Raw genomic sequence first — 19,637 nt, forward strand, 5'->3', positions numbered from 1 at the left:
AGAAGACTCGAACTTCCACGGTGTTGCCACCACTGATACCTGAAACCAGCGCGTCTACCAATTCCGCCACCTGGGCACTGAAACCGATGAATCATCATCTGCTTCGTGTTACAACGTCTCCTCGACGCTGTGGGCGCGAACTATACGGGCGGGCATTTACCTTGTAAACCCCTGACCCCAAAAAAATTATTGTCGCCGGAAAAGCTGCCCCGGATGCCGATTTCGCGCTTCAATAGGCATATGGCACACACACCTTTATACATACGCATAGGTAACCCCCTTTAAATGGCCGATTGGCAATCCCTCGATCCCGAGGCCGCCCGCGAGGCGGAAAAATACGAAAACCCCATTCCCAGCCGCGAACTGATCCTGGCCCATCTGGCCGAACGTGGTTCGCCCGCCAGCCGCGAGCAGCTGGTCGAAGAGTTCGGTCTCGAAACCGAAGACCAGCTCGAAGCCCTGCGCCGCCGCCTGCGCGCCATGGAGCGCGACGGTCAACTGATCTATACCCGGCGAGGCAGCTATGCCCCGGTGGACAAGCTCGACCTGATCTGCGGTCGCATCAGCGGTCACCGCGACGGTTTCGGCTTCCTGGTGCCGGACGACGGCAGTGACGATCTGTTCCTCAGCCCGGCGCAGATGCGCCTGGTCTTCGACGGCGACCGGGCCCTGGTGCGCGTGGCCGGTTTCGACCGTCGCGGGCGCCGCGAGGGCGGTATCGTCGAGGTGATCGAGCGTGCTCACGAGAGCGTCGTCGGTCGCTACTACGAAGAGAACGGTATCGGCTTCGTGGTCGCGGACAACCCGAAGATTCAGCAGGAAGTGCTGGTCACTCCGGGCCGCACCGCCGGTGCGCGGATCGGTCAGTTCGTCGAGATCAAGATCACCCACTGGCCGACGCAGCGCTTCCAGCCGCAGGGTGACATCGTCGAGGTGATCGGCAACTACATGGCGCCGGGCATGGAAATCGACGTGGCGCTGCGCAGCTACGACATTCCGCATGTCTGGCCCGAGGCCGTGATCAAGGAAGCGCGCAAGCTCAAACCCGAGGTGGAAGAGAAGGACAAGGAGAAGCGCGTCGATCTGCGTCATCTGCCGTTCGTCACCATCGATGGCGAGGATGCACGCGACTTCGACGACGCCGTCTACTGCGAGAAGAACAGCAGCCGCTGGAAGCTGTTCTCCGGTGGCTGGAAGCTGTACGTGGCCATCGCCGACGTGTCGCATTACGTGAAGGTCGGCTCGGCGCTGGATGCCGAGGCGGTGGAGCGTGGCAACTCGGTGTACTTCCCCGAGCGCGTCGTGCCGATGCTGCCGGAGGAACTGTCCAACGGCCTGTGCTCGCTCAACCCGCATGTCGATCGCCTGGCCATGGTCTGCGAGATGAGCATGTCCAAGAGCGGCCAGATGGTCGACTACAAGTTCTACGAGGCGGTGATCCACTCTCATGCGCGGCTGACCTACAACAAGGTCAGCTACATGCTGGAAGATCCCAAGGGCGCCGAAGGCAAGGCCCTGCGCAGCGAGTACAAGGCGGTCCTGCCGCACCTCAAGGAGCTGTATGCGCTCTATCAGGTGCTGGTCGCCGCACGTCACGAGCGCGGCGCCATCGATTTCGATACGCAGGAAACGCGCATCGTCTTCGGCTCCGACCGCAAGATCGACGAGATCCGTCCGACCCAGCGCAACGATGCGCACAAGCTGATCGAGGAGTGCATGCTGGCCGCCAACGTGGCCACCGCACGCTTCATGCAGGATCACGAGATTCCCTCGCTGTATCGCGTGCACGATGGCCCGCCGCCGGAGCGCCTGGAGAAGCTCAAGCAGTTCCTCGGCGAGCTTGGCCTGTCGCTGCAGCGCGGCAAGTCCAAGGATGGCCCGTCGCCGAAGGACTACCAGCGCCTGCTGGAGAGCATCCGCGAGCGTCCGGACTTCCACCTGATCCAGACCGTGATGCTGCGATCGCTCAGCCAGGCGGTGTACAGCGCGCAGAACGAAGGGCACTTCGGTCTCAACTACGAGGCCTACACCCACTTCACTTCGCCGATCCGTCGCTATCCCGACCTGCTGGTGCACCGTGCCATTCGCAGCGTGATCCGTTCCAAACGGGAAACCTCGCATGTCGAGCGCGCCGGTGCGGCGGCCATGCCCAAGGCGCGCATCTATCCGTACGACGAGGCGGCCCTGGAGAAACTCGGCGAGCAGTGCTCGATGACTGAGCGCCGCGCCGACGAGGCCACCCGTGACGTGGTCAACTGGCTCAAGTGCGAGTTCATGCAGGATCGCGTCGGCGAGACCTTCGAAGGCGTGATCACCGCGGTGACCGGCTTCGGCATCTTCGTCGAGTTGCGCGACATCTATGTCGAGGGCCTGGTGCACGTGACCGCGTTGCCGGCCGACTACTACCACTTCGATCCCGTCCATCATCGCCTGTCCGGCGAGCGCAGCGGTCGCAGCTTCCGCCTGGGCGACAGCGTCGAGGTCAAGGTGATGCGGGTCGACCTCGACGAACGCAAGATCGACTTCGAGCTGAGCCAGGGTAAGGCCGGCAAGGGTGATGACGCCCGTCGCACGGGCAAGCGCGGCGGCATGGGCAATACCGACGTGCAGAAAAGCCGCGAGGTGAAGAAGGCGCTGCTCGATGGAGCGAAGAAGGGCGGTGCCAAGGCACCGGCGAAGAAATCGTCCAGCCATCGCAAGGGCGCGCCTGCACCCAAGGGCAAGGCCGAGACGACCGCTGGCGGCAAGCCGAGCAAGCGTAAGGCGAAACGATGAGTCAGTTGGAGAAGGTCTACGGCGTGCATGCCGTGGAGGCGCTGCTGCGCCATCACCCCAAGCGGGTCAAGCAGTTGTGGCTGGCCGAGAGCCGCCAGGCGCCGCGTATCCAGCCGATGCTGGAACTGGCGGCGCAGCACCGCGTGCCGGTCGGGCACAAGGAGCGTCAGGAGCTCGACGAGTGGGCCGAGGGCGTGCACCAGGGCGTGGTCGCCGAGGTCAGTCCGAGCCAGGTCTGGGGCGAGAACATGCTCGACGAGCTGCTCGAACGTAGCGAGGGCGTGCCCTTGCTGCTGGTGCTCGACGGTGTCACCGATCCGCACAACCTGGGGGCCTGTCTGCGTACGGCCGATGCCGCGGGTGCGCAGGCGGTGATCGTGCCCAAGGACAAGTCGGCCACGCTCAACGCCACCGTGCGCAAGGTGGCCTGCGGCGCCGCCGAGGTCATTCCGCTGGTCGCGGTGACCAACCTGGCGCGGACCCTGGAGAAGCTGCAGAAGAAAGGCCTGTGGGTCGTCGGCACCGCCGGTGAGGTGGAGCAGGAGCTGTACCAGCTCGACATGACCGGGCCGACGGTGCTGGTGATGGGCGCCGAAGGCAAGGGCATGCGCCGCCTGACCCGCGAGCATTGCGATTACCTGGTCAAGCTGCCCATGGGCGGCAGCGTCAGCAGCCTGAACGTATCGGTCGCCACCGGCGTCTGCCTGTTCGAGGCGGTGCGCCAGCGCCAGGCCAAGGTGCGCGGCTGACTGTTCAAATAATCGCCAGTTCACCTTGCGTGCGGCAGGGGGCTTCTCTAGAATGGCGCCCCTTGCCGTGACGGCAGGCTTTTCTATGCCTTACGTCCGGTGAGCTCATCACGAGAAAACCCACTCCTTGCCTGACCACCTTAGTTGGCAGGCTACAACCCGTAAGGAGCATTTATGCGTCATTACGAAATCATCTTTCTGGTTCACCCGGACCAGAGCGAGCAAGTCGGCGGCATGGTCGAGCGTTACACCAAGCTGATCGAAGAAGACGGTGGCAAGATTCACCGCCTGGAAGACTGGGGCCGTCGTCAGCTGGCTTACGCCATCAACAACGTCCACAAAGCCCACTACGTGATGCTCAACGTAGAGTGCACCGGCAAGGCCCTGGCCGAGCTGGAAGACAGCTTCCGCTACAACGACGCCGTGATCCGTAACCTGGTCATCCGTCGCGACGAGGCCGTAACCGGTCAGTCCGAGATGCTGAAGGCCGAAGAAAACCGCAGTGAGCGCCGCGAGCGTCGTGAACGTCCTGAAAACGCTGAGTCCAACGACAGCGATGACAGCGACAGCAACGACAGCGACAACGCTGACGAGTAATCCACGGATCTATTGAGGAGCCAATCACATGGCACGTTTCTTCCGTCGTCGTAAATTCTGCCGTTTCACCGCTGAAGACGTGAAAGAGATCGATTTCAAAGATCTCAACACCCTGAAAGCCTACATCTCGGAAACCGGCAAGATCGTTCCCAGCCGTATCACCGGTACCAAGGCTCGTTATCAGCGTCAGCTGGCCACCGCTATCAAGCGCGCCCGCTTCCTGGCCCTGCTGCCCTACACCGACAGCCACGGCCGCTGAGATCGGATAGTCGACAAGAGTTAAGGAATAGATCGCATGCGTGCCCTGGCTGAATACATCATGCGCGGCCGCATGCAGGCCACCCTCGTGGTGGTGGGATCGGCAGCGATGCCGCTGTTGTTCTGGTTGAGTGCCGCCGCTGGCAGCCTGGTGCTGTTGCGGCGCGGTGCCAACGATGCCCTGGGCATCGTGGCCTGGGCCATGCTACCGGCGATTGCCTGGTGGTATTTCGGCGAACCACGCACCTTGCTGGTGTTGGTCGGGTCGCTGGGACTGGCGTTGTTGTTGCGCGCCAGCTGGACCTGGAACCGCATACTGCTGAGCAGTGTGGTGCTGGGCCTGGTGTATGGGGTTGTCCTTGGGGCAGTGTTCCGCGAACCCATCGCGGCCATGGCCGGCGAGCTGCAGAAGCTGCTGCCGAACATGCTGGATGGGGTTCACCAGCAGATGACGGTGAACGAACGCGAGCGTCTCGAGGCCCTGATTGCGCCAGTGCTGACCGGTTTGCTGGCGGCCCTGCTGCAGATCCTGAGCTTGCTGAGCCTGATACTTGGGCGTTACTGGCAGGCCGTGTTGTACAACCCGGGTGGTTTCGGGAGCGAGTTCCGCGCCCTGAGACTGCCGCTGCCGCAGGCACTGTTGCTGCTGGCGGGCATGCTGCTGGGTCCGAACCTCGGGCCGCAACTGGCCATGCTCACGCCGCTGTGCAGCGTGCCGCTGCTGTTCGCCGGGGTCGCCCTGGTGCATGGCCTGGTGGAAAAGGGTGGCCTCGCTCGCTTCTGGCTGGTGGGCCTGTACATCACGTTGCTGCTGTTCATGCAGCTGATCTATCCCTTGCTGGTGGTCTTGGCCATCGTCGACAGTCTGTTTGATTTTCGCGGTCGCCTGGCGCGCAAGAACGGCCCGGGCTCTGCGAACGGTGAAGGTTAAAAGTTAAGAGGTAAGACCCAAATGGAAGTCATCCTGCTGGAAAAAATCGCCAATCTGGGCAACCTGGGCGACAAAGTGAACGTTAAAGCCGGTTACGGCCGTAACTTCCTGCTGCCGCAAGGCAAGGCCACCGCTGCTACCGCTGAAAACGTAGCTGCGTTCGAAGCCCGCCGCGCCGAGCTGGAAAAAGCCGCTGCCGAGAAGAAAGCTTCCGCTGAAGCTCGCGCTGCTCAACTGGCTGAGCTGGAAGTCACCATCACCGCCGTTGCTGGCGATGAAGGCAAGCTGTTCGGTTCGATCGGTACCCACGACATCGCTGACGCCCTGACCGCCTCCGGCGTTGAAGTGGCCAAGGCTGAAGTTCGTCTGCCCAACGGTACTATCCGTCTGGTCGGCGAGTACGACGTTGCACTGCACCTGCACACCGACGTCGAAGCCACCGTCAAGGTGATCGTGGTCGCTGCCTAAGCAGTAGCCGCCAAGCGGGCTTGCGCTTCGGTGCGGGTCTGCTGACAATCGGGCACGGTATCGCTTCTGCGATCCGTGCCCTTTGTTTTTCTATCGCTGCACTTTCTTTTCGAGCCTATGAACGACATCAGCATCCCCGAACAATACGACCTGCAAACTGCGGCCCTGAAGGTGCCACCGCACTCCATCGAGGCGGAGCAGGCGGTGCTGGGTGGTCTGATGCTGGACAACAATGCCTGGGAGCGCGTGCTCGATGGCGTTTCCGATGGTGACTTCTATCGCCACGACCATCGCCTGATCTTCCGGGCGATCTTCAAGCTGGCCGAGCGCAATGCGCCGTTCGACGTCGTGACCCTGTCCGAGCAGCTGGACAAGGAAGGCCAGCTGTCGCAGGTCGGCGGTCTGGCCTACCTGGGCGAACTGGCGAAGAACACGCCGTCGGTGGCCAACATCAAGGCCTACGCGCAGATCATCCGTGAACGCGCGACCCTGCGTAAGCTGATCGGCATCAGCAACGAGATCGCTGACAGCGCCTATGCCCCCGAGGGGCGCACCGGCGAGGAAATCCTCGACGAGGCCGAGCGCAAGATCTTCGAGATCGCCGAGGACCGGCCGAAGACCGGTGGCCCGGTGGGCATCAACGATATCCTGGTCAAGGCCATCGACCGTATCGACGAGCTGTTCAACAACGGTGACGCGATCACCGGTCTGTCCACCGGCTTCGACGATCTGGACAACCTGACCAGCGGCCTGCAGCCGGCCGACATGATCATCGTCGCCGGCCGTCCGTCGATGGGTAAGACCACCTTCGCCATGAACCTGGTGGAAAACGCGCTGATGCGCAGCGACAAGTCGATCCTCGTCTACTCGCTGGAGATGCCGTCGGAGTCCATCGTCATTCGTATGCTCGCCTCGCTGGGGCGCATCGACCAGACCAAGGTGCGTGCCGGCCAGCTCGACGATGACGACTGGCCGCGGCTGACCAGTGCGGTGAACCTGCTCAACGACCGCAAGCTGTTCATCGACGATACCGCCGGCATCTCCCCGAGCGAGATGCGTGCGCGTACGCGGCGCCTGGCGCGTGAGCATGGCGAGATCGGCCTGATCATGGTCGACTACCTGCAGTTGATGCAGATTCCGGGTTCCAGCGGCGACAGCCGGGTCAACGAGATTTCCGAGATCTCGCGCTCGCTCAAAGCCCTGGCCAAGGAATTCAACTGCCCGGTGATCGCCCTGTCGCAGCTCAACCGGGGTCTCGAACAGCGTCCCAACAAGCGCCCGATCAACTCCGACTTGCGTGAATCCGGGGCGATCGAGCAGGACGCCGACATCATCCTGTTCGTCTATCGCGACGAGGTCTACCACCCCGAGACCGAGTACAAGGGCGTCGCCGAGATCATCATCGGCAAGCAGCGTAACGGCCCGCTGGGGACCGCGCGCCTGGCCTTCCTCGGCAAGTTCTCGCGCTTCGAGAATCTGGCACCGGGTAGCTACCAGTTCGACGACGAATAAATCGTTGCTGCGCGCCGGGCTTCTTGCCCCTCAGCGCTCACGGCGACGATGGTCTGGCGCAGATCAATGAAAACGGGTGCCCAAGGGTTAAGATGGGCACCCGTTTTTCGTTCAGGCCCTCTGCCATGCGTCCGCTTGCTGCCATCGTCGACCTCTCCGCCATCGTCCACAACTACAGCCTTGCCAAGCGCTGCGCGCCGGGCCGCCAGGCGTTCGCGGTGGTCAAGGCCAATGCCTATGGGCATGGCGTGCGTGAGGTGGTGACGGCGCTGCGCGATATCGCCGACGGTTTCGCGGTGGCCAGCCTGGAGGAGGCTGCGGAAGTGCGCGCCATGCACGACGAGGCGCGCATCCTGTTGCTGGAGGGCTGCTTCGAGGCCGGCGAATATGCCATCGCCGCTCAGCTCGGCTTCGACCTGGTGCTGCAGAGCGCGGCGCAGGCCGAGGCTCTGCTGGGCAGTGAGCTGCCGCGCCCGCTGAACGTCTGGCTGAAGCTGGATTCCGGCATGCACCGCCTGGGCTTCGACGCTGCCGAACTGCGCCAGTGGCATGCGCGCCTGGCGGATGCCCCGCAGGTCGCCGAGCTCAATCTGCTCAGCCATTTCGCCTGTGCCGACGAGCGCGGCCACCCGCTCACCGAGCAGCAGGTCGAATGCTTCCTCGGCCTGCTGGATCTGGACTTCACGCATCGCTCGCTGGCCAACTCGGCCGCCGTGCTGACCATTCCCGCCGCGCACATGGACTGGTCGCGCCCCGGCATCATGCTTTATGGCGCGACGCCGTTCGCCGATCTCAGCGCCAGTGAACTGGCCCTGAAGCCGGCGATGACCCTGGCTGCGCGGGTCATCGCCGTGCATGAGGTGGCGGCTGGCGAGTCTGTCGGTTATGGCGCTGCCTGGGTCGCCGAGCGCGACTCGCGTATCGCCACCGTCAGTTGCGGTTACGCCGACGGCTATCCTCGCCACGCCCCCAGCGGCACGCCGGTGCTGGTCGAGGGTCAGCTGGCGATGCTGGCGGGGCGGGTGTCGATGGACATGCTGGCGGTGGACGTCACCGACGTGCCCGAGGCGGGCATCGATTCGCCGGTGGAGCTGTGGGGCAGCAACCTGCCGGTGGACGAGGTCGCGATCGCCTGCGGCACCATCGGCTACGAGCTGCTGACCAAGGTCACGGCTCGCGTGCCGCGCCGCTACATCGGTTGATCAGGCCAGCCCGCTCGGCACCTTGAGCACATCCAGCTGCAGGCAGGCCTGTTCGCTGAGTTCGCCATCGTCGCCATGTATCCGCGAGCCTGAACGGCCCAGCTCCTTGACGCGGTAGAGCGCGGCGTCCGCAGCCTTGTACAGGCCGGTGAAGCTCTGTGCATGGCAGGGGTAGAGCGCGGCGCCGATGCTGACCGTGACGCGCAGGCGTTCGGCACCGTAGTGCACCGGTACGGACAGCTCGCTGACCAGGCGTGCGGCGATTTCCCGGGCCTGGTTTTCCGCATCGCTGCCACAGATCAGCGCCGCGAACTCGTCTCCTCCCAGGCGCGAGACGGCATCGCCGGCGCGCACGTGCTCGCGCAGCCGCTTGGCGATGACCTGCAGCATCAGGTCGCCGGCGGCGTGGCCGAAGCGGTCGTTGATCGGCTTGAAGTGGTCGAGGTCGATCAGCAGCAGCGCCACGCTCTCCTGGTGGCGCTCGGCATGCGCCAGGGCCGACTCGCAGCGCTCGACCAGGTAGCGGCGGTTGGGCAGTTCGGTCAGCGGGTCGTGGAAGGCAGCGTGCTGCAACTCGTGCTCGCGCTCGCGGAGCTGGTCGTTGGTCGCGGCCAGCTCGGCGGTGCGTGCGGTCACCGCCGCCTGCAGCTCGTCCGCGCTGGCCTGCAGTTGCGCGAGGCGCGCGGTCTTTTCGCGGTCCGCCTGCTGCAGGGCGTCGGCGCGCTCCTGCTTGAGGATCTGGATGCGATAGGCCAGGGCGAAGGAGAACAGGATCGACTCGGCCGCGACGGCCAGGGGGAACACATAGGCGTTCCACTCGGCCGGTTGCAGCACGCCGGTGGTACGCAGCAGCAGAATGGCGACGCTGCCCAGCACCAGGCCGTAGCCGTAGAGGTACAGCTGCGCCGGGAAGAAGCCCTGGCGCCAGCGGATCACGGCGCTGCCCAGCGCGGCGGGAATGCTGGTCAGCGACAGCAGGGCGATGGCCCAGGCGGCCAGGTAGCGCTGCTCGAACAGGGTCAGGCCGATGGCGATCAGGTAGATCACGCAGGCCATGTTCAGCAGGTGATGGGCCCAGCGGACGTAGAGCTTGGTCTGCAGCAGCGTCTGGGTGAAACGGCTGGCGAACAGGCCCCACAGCGACGGCAGGGTGATGCGGTCGAGCCAGACCGGAACGGGGTGGTTCGGCCACAGGTACTGTGCGCCATGGCCGGTCATGCTGATGATGAACAGCAGGGCGAAGGCCGTGGTCAGCACGTACCAGAAGTAGGCCTTGTCACGCAGCGAGATGAGAATGAACAGGTTGTACAGCAGCAGGGCGAAGACCACGCCGTAGATGACGCCCAGCCCGAGGTTCTCGCGGATCGCCAGTTGCGTGAGGTCGTCGCTCTGCCAGATGCGCAGCGGAAAGGAGTTGCCGGCCGGGTCGAACGCACGCAGGTACAGGGTCAGCGGCTGTTCGCCCAGCGCCGGCAGGTCGAACACCATGCGCCGGTATGCGAGGTCGCGGCTCTCGCTGAAGGCCACGCGCTCTCCCGCCTGGCGCATCTGCCAGCCACCCTGGCCATCGGGCAGGTAGAGCTGCAGATCGAGCTGGGTGACCGAGCCGACTTCCAGCACCCAGTCCGTCGGTGCGCTGCTGTCGCGTTGCAGGCTGAGTTTGATCCACCAGGGATTCAGGCTCTGGCCCACGCTGGCCCGCCCGTTGGCCGCCTGAAAGCGCGATTGCTGTGCGGCTGAGGTGATGTCGCCGATGTTCAGCGTACCGTGCGAATCCTCCAGCAGCTCGACGTCGGCGTTGAGCGCCGAGCCGCTGCTGGTCGCGCTCAGAGTGATGACGGGGGCCGCCTGGCTGGTGGAGGCCAGCCACAGCAAGAGAGCGAGTGATAAGACGAAACGCTGCAGCATAGGCATCCTGATAGGCGGTGTCCGAGTGTTTTGAGTATATGCACAGGAACGTTATTGATCGAAAACAAATATGGCCTGGTGCTATTGCAGGAAAATGCCAGGTTTTCCTCAAGTTGCAGTGGCGCGGGAGGCCGCTGCCGAGGCATTAAACCCAGTGAATTAGTCTGGTTTGGTCAAAATTTGTGCTATGATCCGCGCCCCTCGTGATAGCCCGCTGATCAAAAAATATGCAAGCCGCCAAGCCGCTGTTCGACTATCCCAAGTACTGGGCCGAGTGTTTCGGGCCAGCGCCGTTCCTGCCGATGAGCCGGGAAGAAATGGATCAGCTCGGCTGGGACAGCTGCGACATCATCATCGTCACCGGTGATGCCTACGTCGATCATCCCTCGTTCGGCATGGCCATCATCGGCCGCCTGCTGGAGGCCCAGGGCTTTCGCGTCGGCATCATCAGCCAGCCGGACTGGCGCAGCAAAGACGACTTCATGAAGCTCGGCGAGCCGAACCTGTTCTTCGGCGTCGCCGCCGGCAACATGGATTCGATGATCAACCGCTACACCGCCGACAAGAAGATTCGCTCCGACGACGCCTATACCCCTGGCGGCCTGGCCGGCAAGCGCCCGGATCGCGCCAGCCTGGTCTACAGCCAGCGCTGCAAGGAGGCCTACAGCCACGTGCCGGTGATTCTCGGCGGCATCGAAGCCTCGCTGCGCCGCATCGCCCACTACGACTACTGGCAGGACAAGGTGCGTCGTTCGATCCTGATGGACGCCACCGCCGACATCCTGCTCTACGGCAACGCCGAGCGCGCCGTGGTCGAGGTGGCCCAGCGCCTGTCGCGCGGCGAGTCGATCGAGAGCATCAGCGACGTGCGCGGCACCGCTTTCATCCGGCGCGATACCCCGCAGGGCTGGTTCGAGGTGGACTCCACGCGCATCGACCGTCCGGGCCGTGTCGACAAGATCATCAACCCCTACGTCAATACGCAGGACACCGAGGCCTGCGCCATCGAGCAGGGCAAGGGTGGCGAGGTCGAAGACCCCAACGAAGCCAAGGTGGTGCAGATTCTCGAAAGCCCGCGCATGACCCGCGACAAGACGGTGATCCGCCTGCCGTCGTTCGAGAAGGTGCGTAACGACCCGGTGCTCTACGCCCACGCCAACCGTGTGCTGCACCTGGAGACCAACCCCGGCAACGCCCGTGCGCTGGTGCAGAGGCATGGCGAGGTGGACGTGTGGTTCAACCCGCCACCCATCCCCATGAGCACCGAGGAAATGGACTACGTGTTCGGCATGCCCTACGCCCGGGTGCCGCATCCAGCGTACGGCGGCGAGCGCATCCCGGCGTACGAGATGATCCGTTTCTCGGTGAACATCATGCGTGGCTGCTTCGGCGGCTGCACCTTCTGCTCGATCACCGAGCACGAAGGCCGCATCATCCAGAACCGTTCGCACGACTCGATCATCCGCGAGATCGAAGAGATGCGCGACAAGGTGCCGGGCTTTACCGGGGTCGTTTCGGACCTGGGCGGTCCTACCGCCAACATGTACCGCATCGCCTGCAAGGACCCGGAGATCGAGCGTCACTGCCGCAAGCCGTCGTGCGTGTTCCCGGGGATCTGCGAGAACCTCAACACCGACCACTCGTCGCTGATCGAGCTGTACCGCAAGGCACGTGCGCTGCCCGGCGTGAAGAAGATCCTGATCGCCTCCGGCCTGCGCTACGACCTGGCCGTCGAGTCGCCGGAGTACGTCAAGGAGCTGGTCACCCACCACGTCGGCGGCTACCTGAAGATCGCCCCGGAGCACACCGAGCGCGGTCCGCTGGACAAGATGATGAAGCCGGGCATCGGCAGCTATGACCGCTTCAAGCAGATGTTCGAGAAGTTCTCGAAGGAAGCGGGCAAGGAGCAGTACCTGATCCCGTACTTCATCGCGGCGCACCCGGGGACCACCGACGAGGACATGATGAACCTCGCCCTGTGGCTCAAGCGCAACGGTTTCCGCGCCGACCAGGTGCAGGCGTTCTATCCCTCGCCAATGGCCACGGCCACGGCCATGTATCACTCGGGCAAGAACCCGCTGCGCAAGGTCACCTACAAGAGCGACGGCGTCGAGATCGTCAAGAGCGAGCAGCAGCGCCGCCTGCACAAGGCCTTCCTGCGCTACCACGACCCGAAGGGCTGGCCTCTGCTGCGCGAAGCGCTGCAGCGCATGGGCCGTGCCGACCTGATCGGCCCGGCCAAGCACCAGCTGATCCCTGCTACCCAGCCTGTGGGTGACGGCAGCTACCAGAGCGCGCGGCGCAAGAACTCCACGCCCGTGGGCAGCAAGAAGGCTGGCGCCGGTGGCAAGATCCTCACCCAGCACAACGGCCTGCCACCCCGTGGCAGCGACGGTGCCAAGCCCTGGGACAAGCGCGAGCAGGCCAAGGCAGCTGCCTTCGCCAAGATGCAGGAACAGAAGAAAGGTGGCAAAGCGAGCGGTGGTGGCGGCAAGAAGAAGCCCAGGCCCGTCGCGCCACGCTGAATGAAAACGCCAGCCTCGAGCTGGCGTATTTCTGTCCGCCCGAAGCCTGGCGCGGACTGCAGCGCGCCGCGACGGCGCGGGCCGAGCGCTTTACAGCTGGCCTGCCTGCCACTGCGCTTCGCGGCTGGCGAGCGCGGCCGCGATGGCCTCGACGCTGTCGGCGGCGATGGTCTCCGGCAGCGGGTCGAGACCGACGCTGGCGAACAGCTGGCCGTAGCTGTTGCGCAGCTCCGCGTAGGCCAGGTCGCGGCGCAGGTCCGCCTGCAGCGTGTTCAGTTCGCCCTGGATCAGCTCCAGTTCACCGATGCCCTGCGCCTTGTAGCGGTTGCGCAGTTGCTCGACGATCTGGCCGTCCAGCCCGGCCAGTTGCTGGCTGGTGCGGAACTGGCGCTGCGCTTCGCGGAAGTTGGCGTTGGCCACGTGCAGCTGGGCGAGAATCGCCATCGACATGGCCTGGCGGCGGGCGTCGGCGACCTCCTGGCCCGCCTTGGCGACATCAATGGCGGCCGGTGCCGAGAGGACGTTGAACAGGTTCCAGGTGACCTTCACGCCGTAGTCGGCCCAGCTCTGGTTGACCAGGAACGAGTTGCTGTCGTAGTGGCCGCCGGCCGAGAACTCCAGGCCCGGTAGCAGGCGCAGCATGGCCTTGCGTGTCTCGGCGGCGCTGATGCGCGCCTGGTAGTCCTGCTCGCGCAGTTCGGGGCGGCTGGCCAGGGCCTCCTGTTCCAGCGTGCCCAGTTCCACCTTCAGCTCCGGGACCTGGTAGCCGGTCTCGGGCGCCAGTTCGACCTGGGTGCCCAGGGGCAGGTTGATCAGCGTCGCCAGCTCGGTCTTGGCCAGTGACAGGGCGCGGCGTTGTTCCTCCAGCTGGCGAGTGGCCTCGATCAGGGCGCGCTGATAGCTCAGGGCCTGGATCGGGTCGCCGATGCGCTGTTCACTCAGGCGCTGGCTGTTGTCCCGGGCCTCGGCCACGCGTGTCATGAGGCTGTCGATCTGGCTGAGCAGGCGATCGGCGGCGACGGCGCGCCAGTAGGCAGAGCGCACGTCCTGAATGATGGTGTGCACCACCTTGCGCCGACGCTCCTGCACGATCAGGCGCTGGTCGCCCTGCTGCTTGGCGCTGACGTAGCTGACACCGAAGTCGAGCACGTTCCACACCATGGTCAGGTCGGCCACGCCGCGGTCGCGATCCTGCGAGGTGGAGGGTTCGAGCGACTGGGTGCCGGTTTCGATGCTCTGGCTGCTCGACGCGCTGACGTTGTTGCGCCCTGCATAACCCGCCGACAGCGCCATGCGCGGCAGCATGTCGAAGGTGGCGAGATCGACCTGGCGTTGGGCCATGGCCTCTTCCATCACCTTGAGGCGCGCCTCGAGGTTGTACTTCACCGCACGCGCCATGGCCTCGTGCAGGGTCAGCGGGCCGTTGAGCGGCTCCTGGTCGGCGAACATCGCCTGCAGGTCGCTCTGCGCCCGTTGCTCGCTGACGCTGCGCTCGATGGGCTGGCTGGTCACCGCGCAGCCACTGATGGCCAGCGCCAGCATGCTCACTACCCCTAGTGTTTCGCTCTTTTTCATCCTTGGGCCGCCCCCTTGTCACGGCTCCGACTCACTGCTTTCTCGTTGTTATCGGTCGATCAGATCTGTGCCTGGGCCGCTGCGATCTGTTGCAGGGCCTGGGCCAGTTCCTGGTGCTGGCGTTGCTCACCTTCGTTCAGCGCCTGCAATTGCTGGCCCAGCGTCGGGGCCGAGAGGAAGCCGCCACCCCCGGCCCCCCATTTCTTGCCATCGAAAACCTCCAGCTTTTGGCTCTCCTGCTGCACATCCTTGGTAAAGATGCCGGAGAGGCTGCTGTTGCCGAACACCCCTCCGTCGCCGCCACCGAAGCCGAGGAAGCCGGTGCCGCTGCCATTGCCGGCACCGCTGTCACTGCTGGCGAAGACCTGCGCGATGAAGCTGGGAGCCAGAACGTTGGGGTTGAGGAAGATGGTGCCCACAGTGGGAACGCCGCTGCCCAGCGTCGGTTGCTCGAACAACGGCGGCGGCAGCAGCGGCGAGGTGGTGGGCGGCGGCGGTGCGACGGGCACGTCGGGTTGAGGTGTCGGCGTCATCACTGGCGGTGCGCTGGGGCCAGGGTTGGTGCGGAACTCCGGGTCGCCGGTCGTCAGCCCGCCCAGTGTGTAAGCGGCGCTGCTGAAGCTGCCCTGCAGGGCGTTGCCGATGCCGTCGACGATGCCGCTGCCTGCCGCCACCAGTGACAAGCCGAGCGTGCCCTGACCGCTGACGCCGCCGACGGTGACGCGGTAGGTGCGGGCATCCACTTGCACCAGGGACAGCAGGGTGCCGCTGGCACTGCCGCTGGTGGTCAGGGCGAAGTCGCCCAGATCGACGCCGCTGACCGCCTCGTTGAAGCTGACGGTGAAGCCGAGGGTGTCGCTGGTGGTCGGTGAACTGCCGTCGAGAGCGATGCCGGTGACTTCCGGTGCGGCGGCGTCCACCAGCACGCCGCTGGTGGAGCCCACGGCGTTCAGTGCCGTCTGTGCATCGTTGCCGGCGCCATCGCGCAGGCTCGCGCCGTTGGCGTCCAGGCCGCCGGCAACGGTGATGCCGTCGGTGTCCTGCTGGCCGTTGGCGACGGTCAGGCGGAACACCAGTGCGCTGCTGCCCGAACCGCTGAGGTAGCTGGCGTAGACGACGCCGCCGCCATCCAGCGTGATCGCCAGGCGCGGTGTACCGCCACTGGTGTCGACGGTCACGGCCTCGTCGAAGTTCACCGTGAAGTCGAGGTTGTCGCCGGCCAGGTAGGTGCCGTTGGCGGGCACGCTGACGCTGGTGACGGCCGGAGCCTTGCTGTCGATGGCGTAGTTGTTGGAGTCGGTGCTGCCGGAGCCGGTGTTGCCTGCGGTGTCGGTGTAGCCGGTGTTGTCCAGGGTGATGACGTTGCTGGTGTCGGTGACGTTGGCATTGGGGGTCAGGGTGGCGGTCCAGGTAATACCGCCGTCGCTGCTGGCGAGGTTGCTCAGCGCGCCGTTGGCGACGCTGAAGTCTGCCGTGGTCAGGCCGCTCACCGCTTCGCTGAAGGTGATGGTGACGCTAGTGCTCTGGCCGGCCTTGAGCGTGCTGTCGGCCACCACCACAGTGGCGCTCGGGCGCTGGGTGTCGATGCTGTAGCTGTTCGAGTCGGTGCTGCCGGAGCCGGAGTTGCCGGCCGCATCGGTGTAGCCGGTGTTGTCCAGGGTGATGAGGTTGCCGGCGGCGGTGACGTTGGCGCTCGGTGTCAGGGTGGCGGTCCAGGTGATCCCGCCGTCGACGCTGGCGAGGTTGCTCAGCGCGCCGTTGGCGACGCTGAAGTCCGCCGTGGTCAAACCGCTGACCGCCTCGTTGAAGGTAATGGTGACGGTGGTGCTCTGGCCGGCCTTGAGCGTGCTGTCAGCCACCACCAAGGTGGCGCTGGGGCGCTGGGTGTCGATGGCGTAGTTGCCCGAGTCGGTGCTGCCACTGCCGCTGTTGCCGGCCAGGTCGTTCACCCCGGTGTTGTCCAGGGTGATGAGGTTGGAAGCATCGCTGACATTGCTGCCGGGGGTGAATGTGGCGGTCCAGGTGATCCCGCCGTCACTGCTGTTGAGGCCGCTCAGCGCGCCATTGGCGACGCTGAAGTCGGCAATGGTCAAATTGGTGACTGCCTCATTGAACGTCACGGTGACGGTCGCCGTCTCGCCGATCCGCAGGGCCGTGTCGCTGAGGGTGATGCTGCTCGCCGCAGGGCGCACGCCATCGACCACCAGGGCCTTGTTCGCGCCCAGGGAACCTGCGGCGCCTGGGGTCGGCAGGGTGAGGATGGCCGACTGGCTGGTGCCGTCCTGAATGGTGCCGCCGTTGAGGCTGAGGGCCGAGGTGGAGGCGTAATCGAGGTCGGCGGAGAGGTCTCCGGCCTGTACGGTGTAGCTGAAGCTCAGGGTGTCGGTGCCTGAGCCGGACACGTAGTTGAGTATGCGATCGGTGGCACCGGTTTCCAGGGTCAGGGTCGGCGTGCCGGTCACGTTGACCGAGGTGTCGAACTGTACGGTCACGGTGATGACGTCGCCGATCTTGTAGGTGCCGTTGGCCGTGCTGGAGGTGATGTTGGTGACCACCGGTGCGGCAGGTGCGGTCAGGGTCAGGTCATTGCCGGTGCCGCCGGCGTAGCTGGTGGTCAGTTCGGTGCCGTTGCCGCCCGCCGTGATCGTGCCGCCCTCGCTGATGCCGGTGAAGGTACCGGTAATCGCATCGCCACCGTCGTTGACGATCACCGTGTAGCGGTCGCCACTGCCAGCCGTGTAGCCATGAGTGACGGCCAGGGTCGCGCCGGAGAGATTGGCCGAGCCATTGACCAGCACCCGGTCATAGCCACTACCCGCCGTCGTGCCGTTGATGTCCAGGGCCAGGGTGCTGCCTGCGGCCAGGCTGAGGTTGCCGTTGATGTTGAGGCTGCCTGCACCGCCATTGCCGGGGGACAGGGTGCCGCCGCTCTGCACGGTGACGTTGCCCCCCAGCGAGCCGCTGCCGGCCAGCGTGGCACCGCTTGCCACGGTGGTCGTGCTGCTGGTGTTGCCGTCCACGATCAGCGTGCCGGCGAACACGGTGCTGCTGCCCGTGCTGGTGTTGTTGGCCGTCAGGGTCAGGCTGCCGCTACCGCTCTTGTTCAGGCTGCCGATGCCGGCGACCACGCTGGAGATGGTCGCCGTATCGCCGCTGCCGTTGGTGAAGGTCTGGGTGGTGCCGCCGGCCAGACTGAGGGTACCGCCAGTCAGGACCAGGCCGCTGGCCTGATCCATGTCGAAGGTCAGGCTCTCGTTGAGCGACACGGCATTGAGGTTGAGCGTCTGCCCGGCCAGGCTGCTGGCGAAGACGATGGTCTGGCTGCCGGTGCTGTCGGCGGCGGCGATGGCCACCGCCTCGCTGAAGCTCACGCCATTGCTGCGGTCGATGGTCGCGGTATCCGTGGCATTGGTGACGTAGATGGTATCGCTGGTCACCGTGACATTGGCACTGGCGTTGCCGCCAGCGCCATCGTTCACCGTGACCGCCACGGTGGCGTCGCCGGCGGGCGTGTCGCTGCGGTAGGTGATGCGCTGCGCCACGTCGTTGACCAGTGCTGAGGTGGCCGTGGTGCCACTGCTGGTGAAGGTGATGGTCAGCACGCCACCGCTGTTGGTGAAGGTGGCGAAGGTCAGCCCGCCCGACTGCAGGTTGCTGCCACTGACGGTGAACAGGCCGCCGCTGGTGTCGAAGCCCAGCACGTCGCTGCCTATCGCCGTGCCGCTGCGCTGGATCACCAGGCTGGCGCCGGACCAGTCGCCATTGCCGCCGTTCAGCGCATCCAGCTCGGCATCGGCCAGGCTGGCATTGTTGCCCACGTCGAGGCGGACGGTATTGCCTGCGCCGCCCCAGGCCACGCTGTCGCCGTTGAGGTTGCTGACGGCGGGGGTTGCGTTGGGGGCGACCGCATCCGCGAAACCCACATTGTCGATGCCGATATACAGAGGTTGACCATTTGGATCCGTGATACGGATTTCGTCTGCGTACTGGAATATCGATGCCGTCAGCCCATTGCCCTGGGTGAAGTCCGAGATGTAGTCGCTGTCGGTCGCGAGTGTGACGCTGCCTCTGGAGACACCGTTCTGGAAGGCTTCGAATTTGATCTGAGAGTGCGCGCCAAGGTAGTCGACGATCTTGATTCCGGTGAACGAGAACTCGCTCCCGTCCTGGCTGCGAATCACGACGATGGGCGAGCCATTCCCGGAATCGTCGACGATACCTTCGTCCTGGCTGCCGGTCCCATCCGTGAACAGATCGCTGTAGTACTTCCACGCCGCGCCGTTATTGGAGTTGCCGGAGTTGGCGGAAAAGATCTCTATCGTCACGCCAGGAATGTCGCTCGACTGGGCTTGGCCGTCGGTCACCGGAGTACCCAGGATCGTGTCGGTACCGGAAAAATTCAGCGTTCCGGAAAACAACTGGCCGGTAAACGCGTTCTGGGCGGCAAGCGAGAACGGCATGCCGGCCTCTATGGTGCCGGTCGAGGTCTCCAGCACCCAGTTCCTGGCGTTGATGCTGCTGCCGGTCGCGTCGGTGGATGCTGCAACGTCGGCCTGGGTGATGGCGGCAATCTGGCTGATGAAGGACTGGCCCTTGTCGCCTAGGGCGATATCGCAGCCATAGAGCAGGATGTCGCCATCCCCGCCCAGTTTGCTGCCGATGGCCTCCAGCGCTGTCGTGTGATCTTGCAGGTTGCTGGCATCCAGGGTCAGGCTGCCCAGCGTGATCTGTCCTGACAAACCATGGCTGACGATATGGATCGCATCGATGCCGGAGCGCCCGTTCAGATAGTCGGCAATCTGCTGGAGCCCATCCTGGCTGCCATCCAGTACGACGACCTCGCTACCTTCGCTGACGCCGGCGATGAGTTGTGCATAGTCCTGCACGTTGCCGTCGATGAAGACGATCTCCTGGCGCTGATCGCTGCTGGCGGCTGGCGCGGCAGCCGCACCGTCATCGACCTGGCTGTCGCTGGCGCTGTCCGCCTGGGGCGTGGGATCGGCCTGGACCGTATCGGCAACCGTGGCGGCAACCGCCCCGTCGAACATCATGCGCGGTTCGAGGGCCAGTAGCCAGGCAGGGCCCGCCGGGGCCTGGGGTGTCGCTGTGACGGTGGCTCTGCGTTTCATCATCTGCT

Annotated in this window: 12 protein-coding genes; 9 read left to right on the plus strand and 3 right to left on the minus strand. The window is 64.9% G+C overall.

The window, feature by feature from the left end; all coding sequences use genetic code 11:
- Window positions 1–285: 285 nt before the first annotated feature.
- The 8 genes from rnr to alr all read left to right on the plus strand — a co-directional run bounded on the left by rnr (window position 286) and on the right by alr (window position 8,492).
- Window positions 286–2,775: a ribonuclease R gene (rnr, locus tag E4487_RS18560; protein WP_175254079.1), complete on the plus strand. Its 2,490-nt coding sequence runs from the start codon at window positions 286–288 to the stop codon at window positions 2,773–2,775.
- The gene (gene rlmB, locus E4487_RS18565) at window positions 2,772–3,524 is read left to right on the plus strand and encodes a 23S rRNA (guanosine(2251)-2'-O)-methyltransferase RlmB (protein ID WP_152487778.1); all 753 of its coding nucleotides are present in this window, start codon (window positions 2,772–2,774) and stop codon (window positions 3,522–3,524) included. Before rnr ends, rlmB begins: the two co-directional genes overlap by 4 nt.
- 174 nt (window positions 3,525–3,698) lie before the next feature.
- Window positions 3,699–4,121, plus strand: coding sequence for a 30S ribosomal protein S6 (rpsF, locus tag E4487_RS18570; protein ID WP_047590140.1), 423 nt, complete (start codon window positions 3,699–3,701; stop codon window positions 4,119–4,121).
- A gap of 28 nt (window positions 4,122–4,149) precedes the next feature.
- Window positions 4,150–4,380 (plus strand): 30S ribosomal protein S18, encoded by a 231-nt coding sequence (rpsR, locus tag E4487_RS18575; RefSeq protein ID WP_003246847.1) that lies wholly within the window; start codon window positions 4,150–4,152, stop codon window positions 4,378–4,380.
- Window positions 4,381–4,416: 36 nt separating this feature from the next.
- Window positions 4,417–5,310, plus strand: a complete 894-nt coding sequence (locus tag E4487_RS18580; RefSeq protein WP_134676022.1) for a hypothetical protein — start codon at window positions 4,417–4,419, stop codon at window positions 5,308–5,310.
- A 21-nt stretch (window positions 5,311–5,331) separates the two neighbouring features.
- A complete protein-coding gene (rplI, locus tag E4487_RS18585; protein WP_037052411.1) occupies window positions 5,332–5,778 on the plus strand; it encodes a 50S ribosomal protein L9 in 447 nt (148 codons plus the stop codon).
- 117 nt (window positions 5,779–5,895) lie between these two features.
- Window positions 5,896–7,290: a replicative DNA helicase gene (gene dnaB, locus E4487_RS18590; RefSeq protein WP_037052414.1), complete on the plus strand. Its 1,395-nt coding sequence runs from the start codon at window positions 5,896–5,898 to the stop codon at window positions 7,288–7,290.
- Between the two features lie 125 nt (window positions 7,291–7,415).
- Complete coding sequence (gene alr / locus E4487_RS18595; RefSeq protein ID WP_175254080.1) at window positions 7,416–8,492, plus strand: alanine racemase; 1,077 nt, start codon at window positions 7,416–7,418, stop codon at window positions 8,490–8,492.
- Here alr and E4487_RS18600 read toward each other — a convergent pair whose 3' ends face one another.
- On the minus strand, window positions 8,493–10,400 hold the full coding sequence (locus E4487_RS18600) for a diguanylate cyclase (protein WP_175254081.1): 1,908 nt from the start codon (window positions 10,398–10,400) through the stop codon (window positions 8,493–8,495).
- Between the two features lie 227 nt (window positions 10,401–10,627).
- On the opposite strand from E4487_RS18600, the gene E4487_RS18605 reads away from it, so the two are divergent.
- The gene (locus E4487_RS18605) at window positions 10,628–12,925 is read left to right on the plus strand and encodes a YgiQ family radical SAM protein (RefSeq protein ID WP_047590131.1); all 2,298 of its coding nucleotides are present in this window, start codon (window positions 10,628–10,630) and stop codon (window positions 12,923–12,925) included.
- 90 nt (window positions 12,926–13,015) lie between these two features.
- Here the strand turns inward: E4487_RS18605 and E4487_RS18610 are convergent, their stop codons facing one another.
- Together E4487_RS18610 and E4487_RS18615 are read right to left on the minus strand one after the other, a co-directional pair.
- The gene (locus E4487_RS18610) at window positions 13,016–14,500 is read right to left on the minus strand and encodes a TolC family protein (RefSeq protein WP_175254082.1); all 1,485 of its coding nucleotides are present in this window, start codon (window positions 14,498–14,500) and stop codon (window positions 13,016–13,018) included.
- Between the two features lie 59 nt (window positions 14,501–14,559).
- Complete coding sequence (locus tag E4487_RS18615) at window positions 14,560–19,629, minus strand: Ig-like domain-containing protein (RefSeq protein WP_257229462.1); 5,070 nt, start codon at window positions 19,627–19,629, stop codon at window positions 14,560–14,562.
- Window positions 19,630–19,637: the final 8 nt, after the last annotated feature.

It is taken from the genome of Pseudomonas sp. BMW13, assembly GCF_013357275.1.
In the GTDB taxonomy this organism is placed as follows: domain Bacteria; phylum Pseudomonadota; class Gammaproteobacteria; order Pseudomonadales; family Pseudomonadaceae; genus Aquipseudomonas; species Aquipseudomonas khazarica.

What these genes read in the sequence shown, in the direction of transcription:
- E4487_RS18580 (WP_134676022.1), top strand. Translation starts at nt 4,417, where the DNA reads ATGCGTGCCCTGGCTGAATACATCATGCGCGGCCGCATGCAGGCCACC.
- E4487_RS18610 (WP_175254082.1), bottom strand. Translation starts at nt 14,500, where the DNA reads ATGAAAAAGAGCGAAACACTAGGGGTAGTGAGCATGCTGGCGCTGGCC.
- rpsF (WP_047590140.1), top strand. Translation starts at nt 3,699, where the DNA reads ATGCGTCATTACGAAATCATCTTTCTGGTTCACCCGGACCAGAGCGAG.
- rplI (WP_037052411.1), top strand. Translation starts at nt 5,332, where the DNA reads ATGGAAGTCATCCTGCTGGAAAAAATCGCCAATCTGGGCAACCTGGGC.
- rpsR (WP_003246847.1), top strand. Translation starts at nt 4,150, where the DNA reads ATGGCACGTTTCTTCCGTCGTCGTAAATTCTGCCGTTTCACCGCTGAA.
- rlmB (WP_152487778.1), top strand. Translation starts at nt 2,772, where the DNA reads ATGAGTCAGTTGGAGAAGGTCTACGGCGTGCATGCCGTGGAGGCGCTG.
- E4487_RS18605 (WP_047590131.1), top strand. Translation starts at nt 10,628, where the DNA reads ATGCAAGCCGCCAAGCCGCTGTTCGACTATCCCAAGTACTGGGCCGAG.
- E4487_RS18600 (WP_175254081.1), bottom strand. Translation starts at nt 10,400, where the DNA reads ATGCTGCAGCGTTTCGTCTTATCACTCGCTCTCTTGCTGTGGCTGGCC.
- rnr (WP_175254079.1), top strand. Translation starts at nt 286, where the DNA reads ATGGCCGATTGGCAATCCCTCGATCCCGAGGCCGCCCGCGAGGCGGAA.
- dnaB (WP_037052414.1), top strand. Translation starts at nt 5,896, where the DNA reads ATGAACGACATCAGCATCCCCGAACAATACGACCTGCAAACTGCGGCC.
- alr (WP_175254080.1), top strand. Translation starts at nt 7,416, where the DNA reads ATGCGTCCGCTTGCTGCCATCGTCGACCTCTCCGCCATCGTCCACAAC.
- E4487_RS18615 (WP_257229462.1), bottom strand. Translation starts at nt 19,629, where the DNA reads ATGAAACGCAGAGCCACCGTCACAGCGACACCCCAGGCCCCGGCGGGC.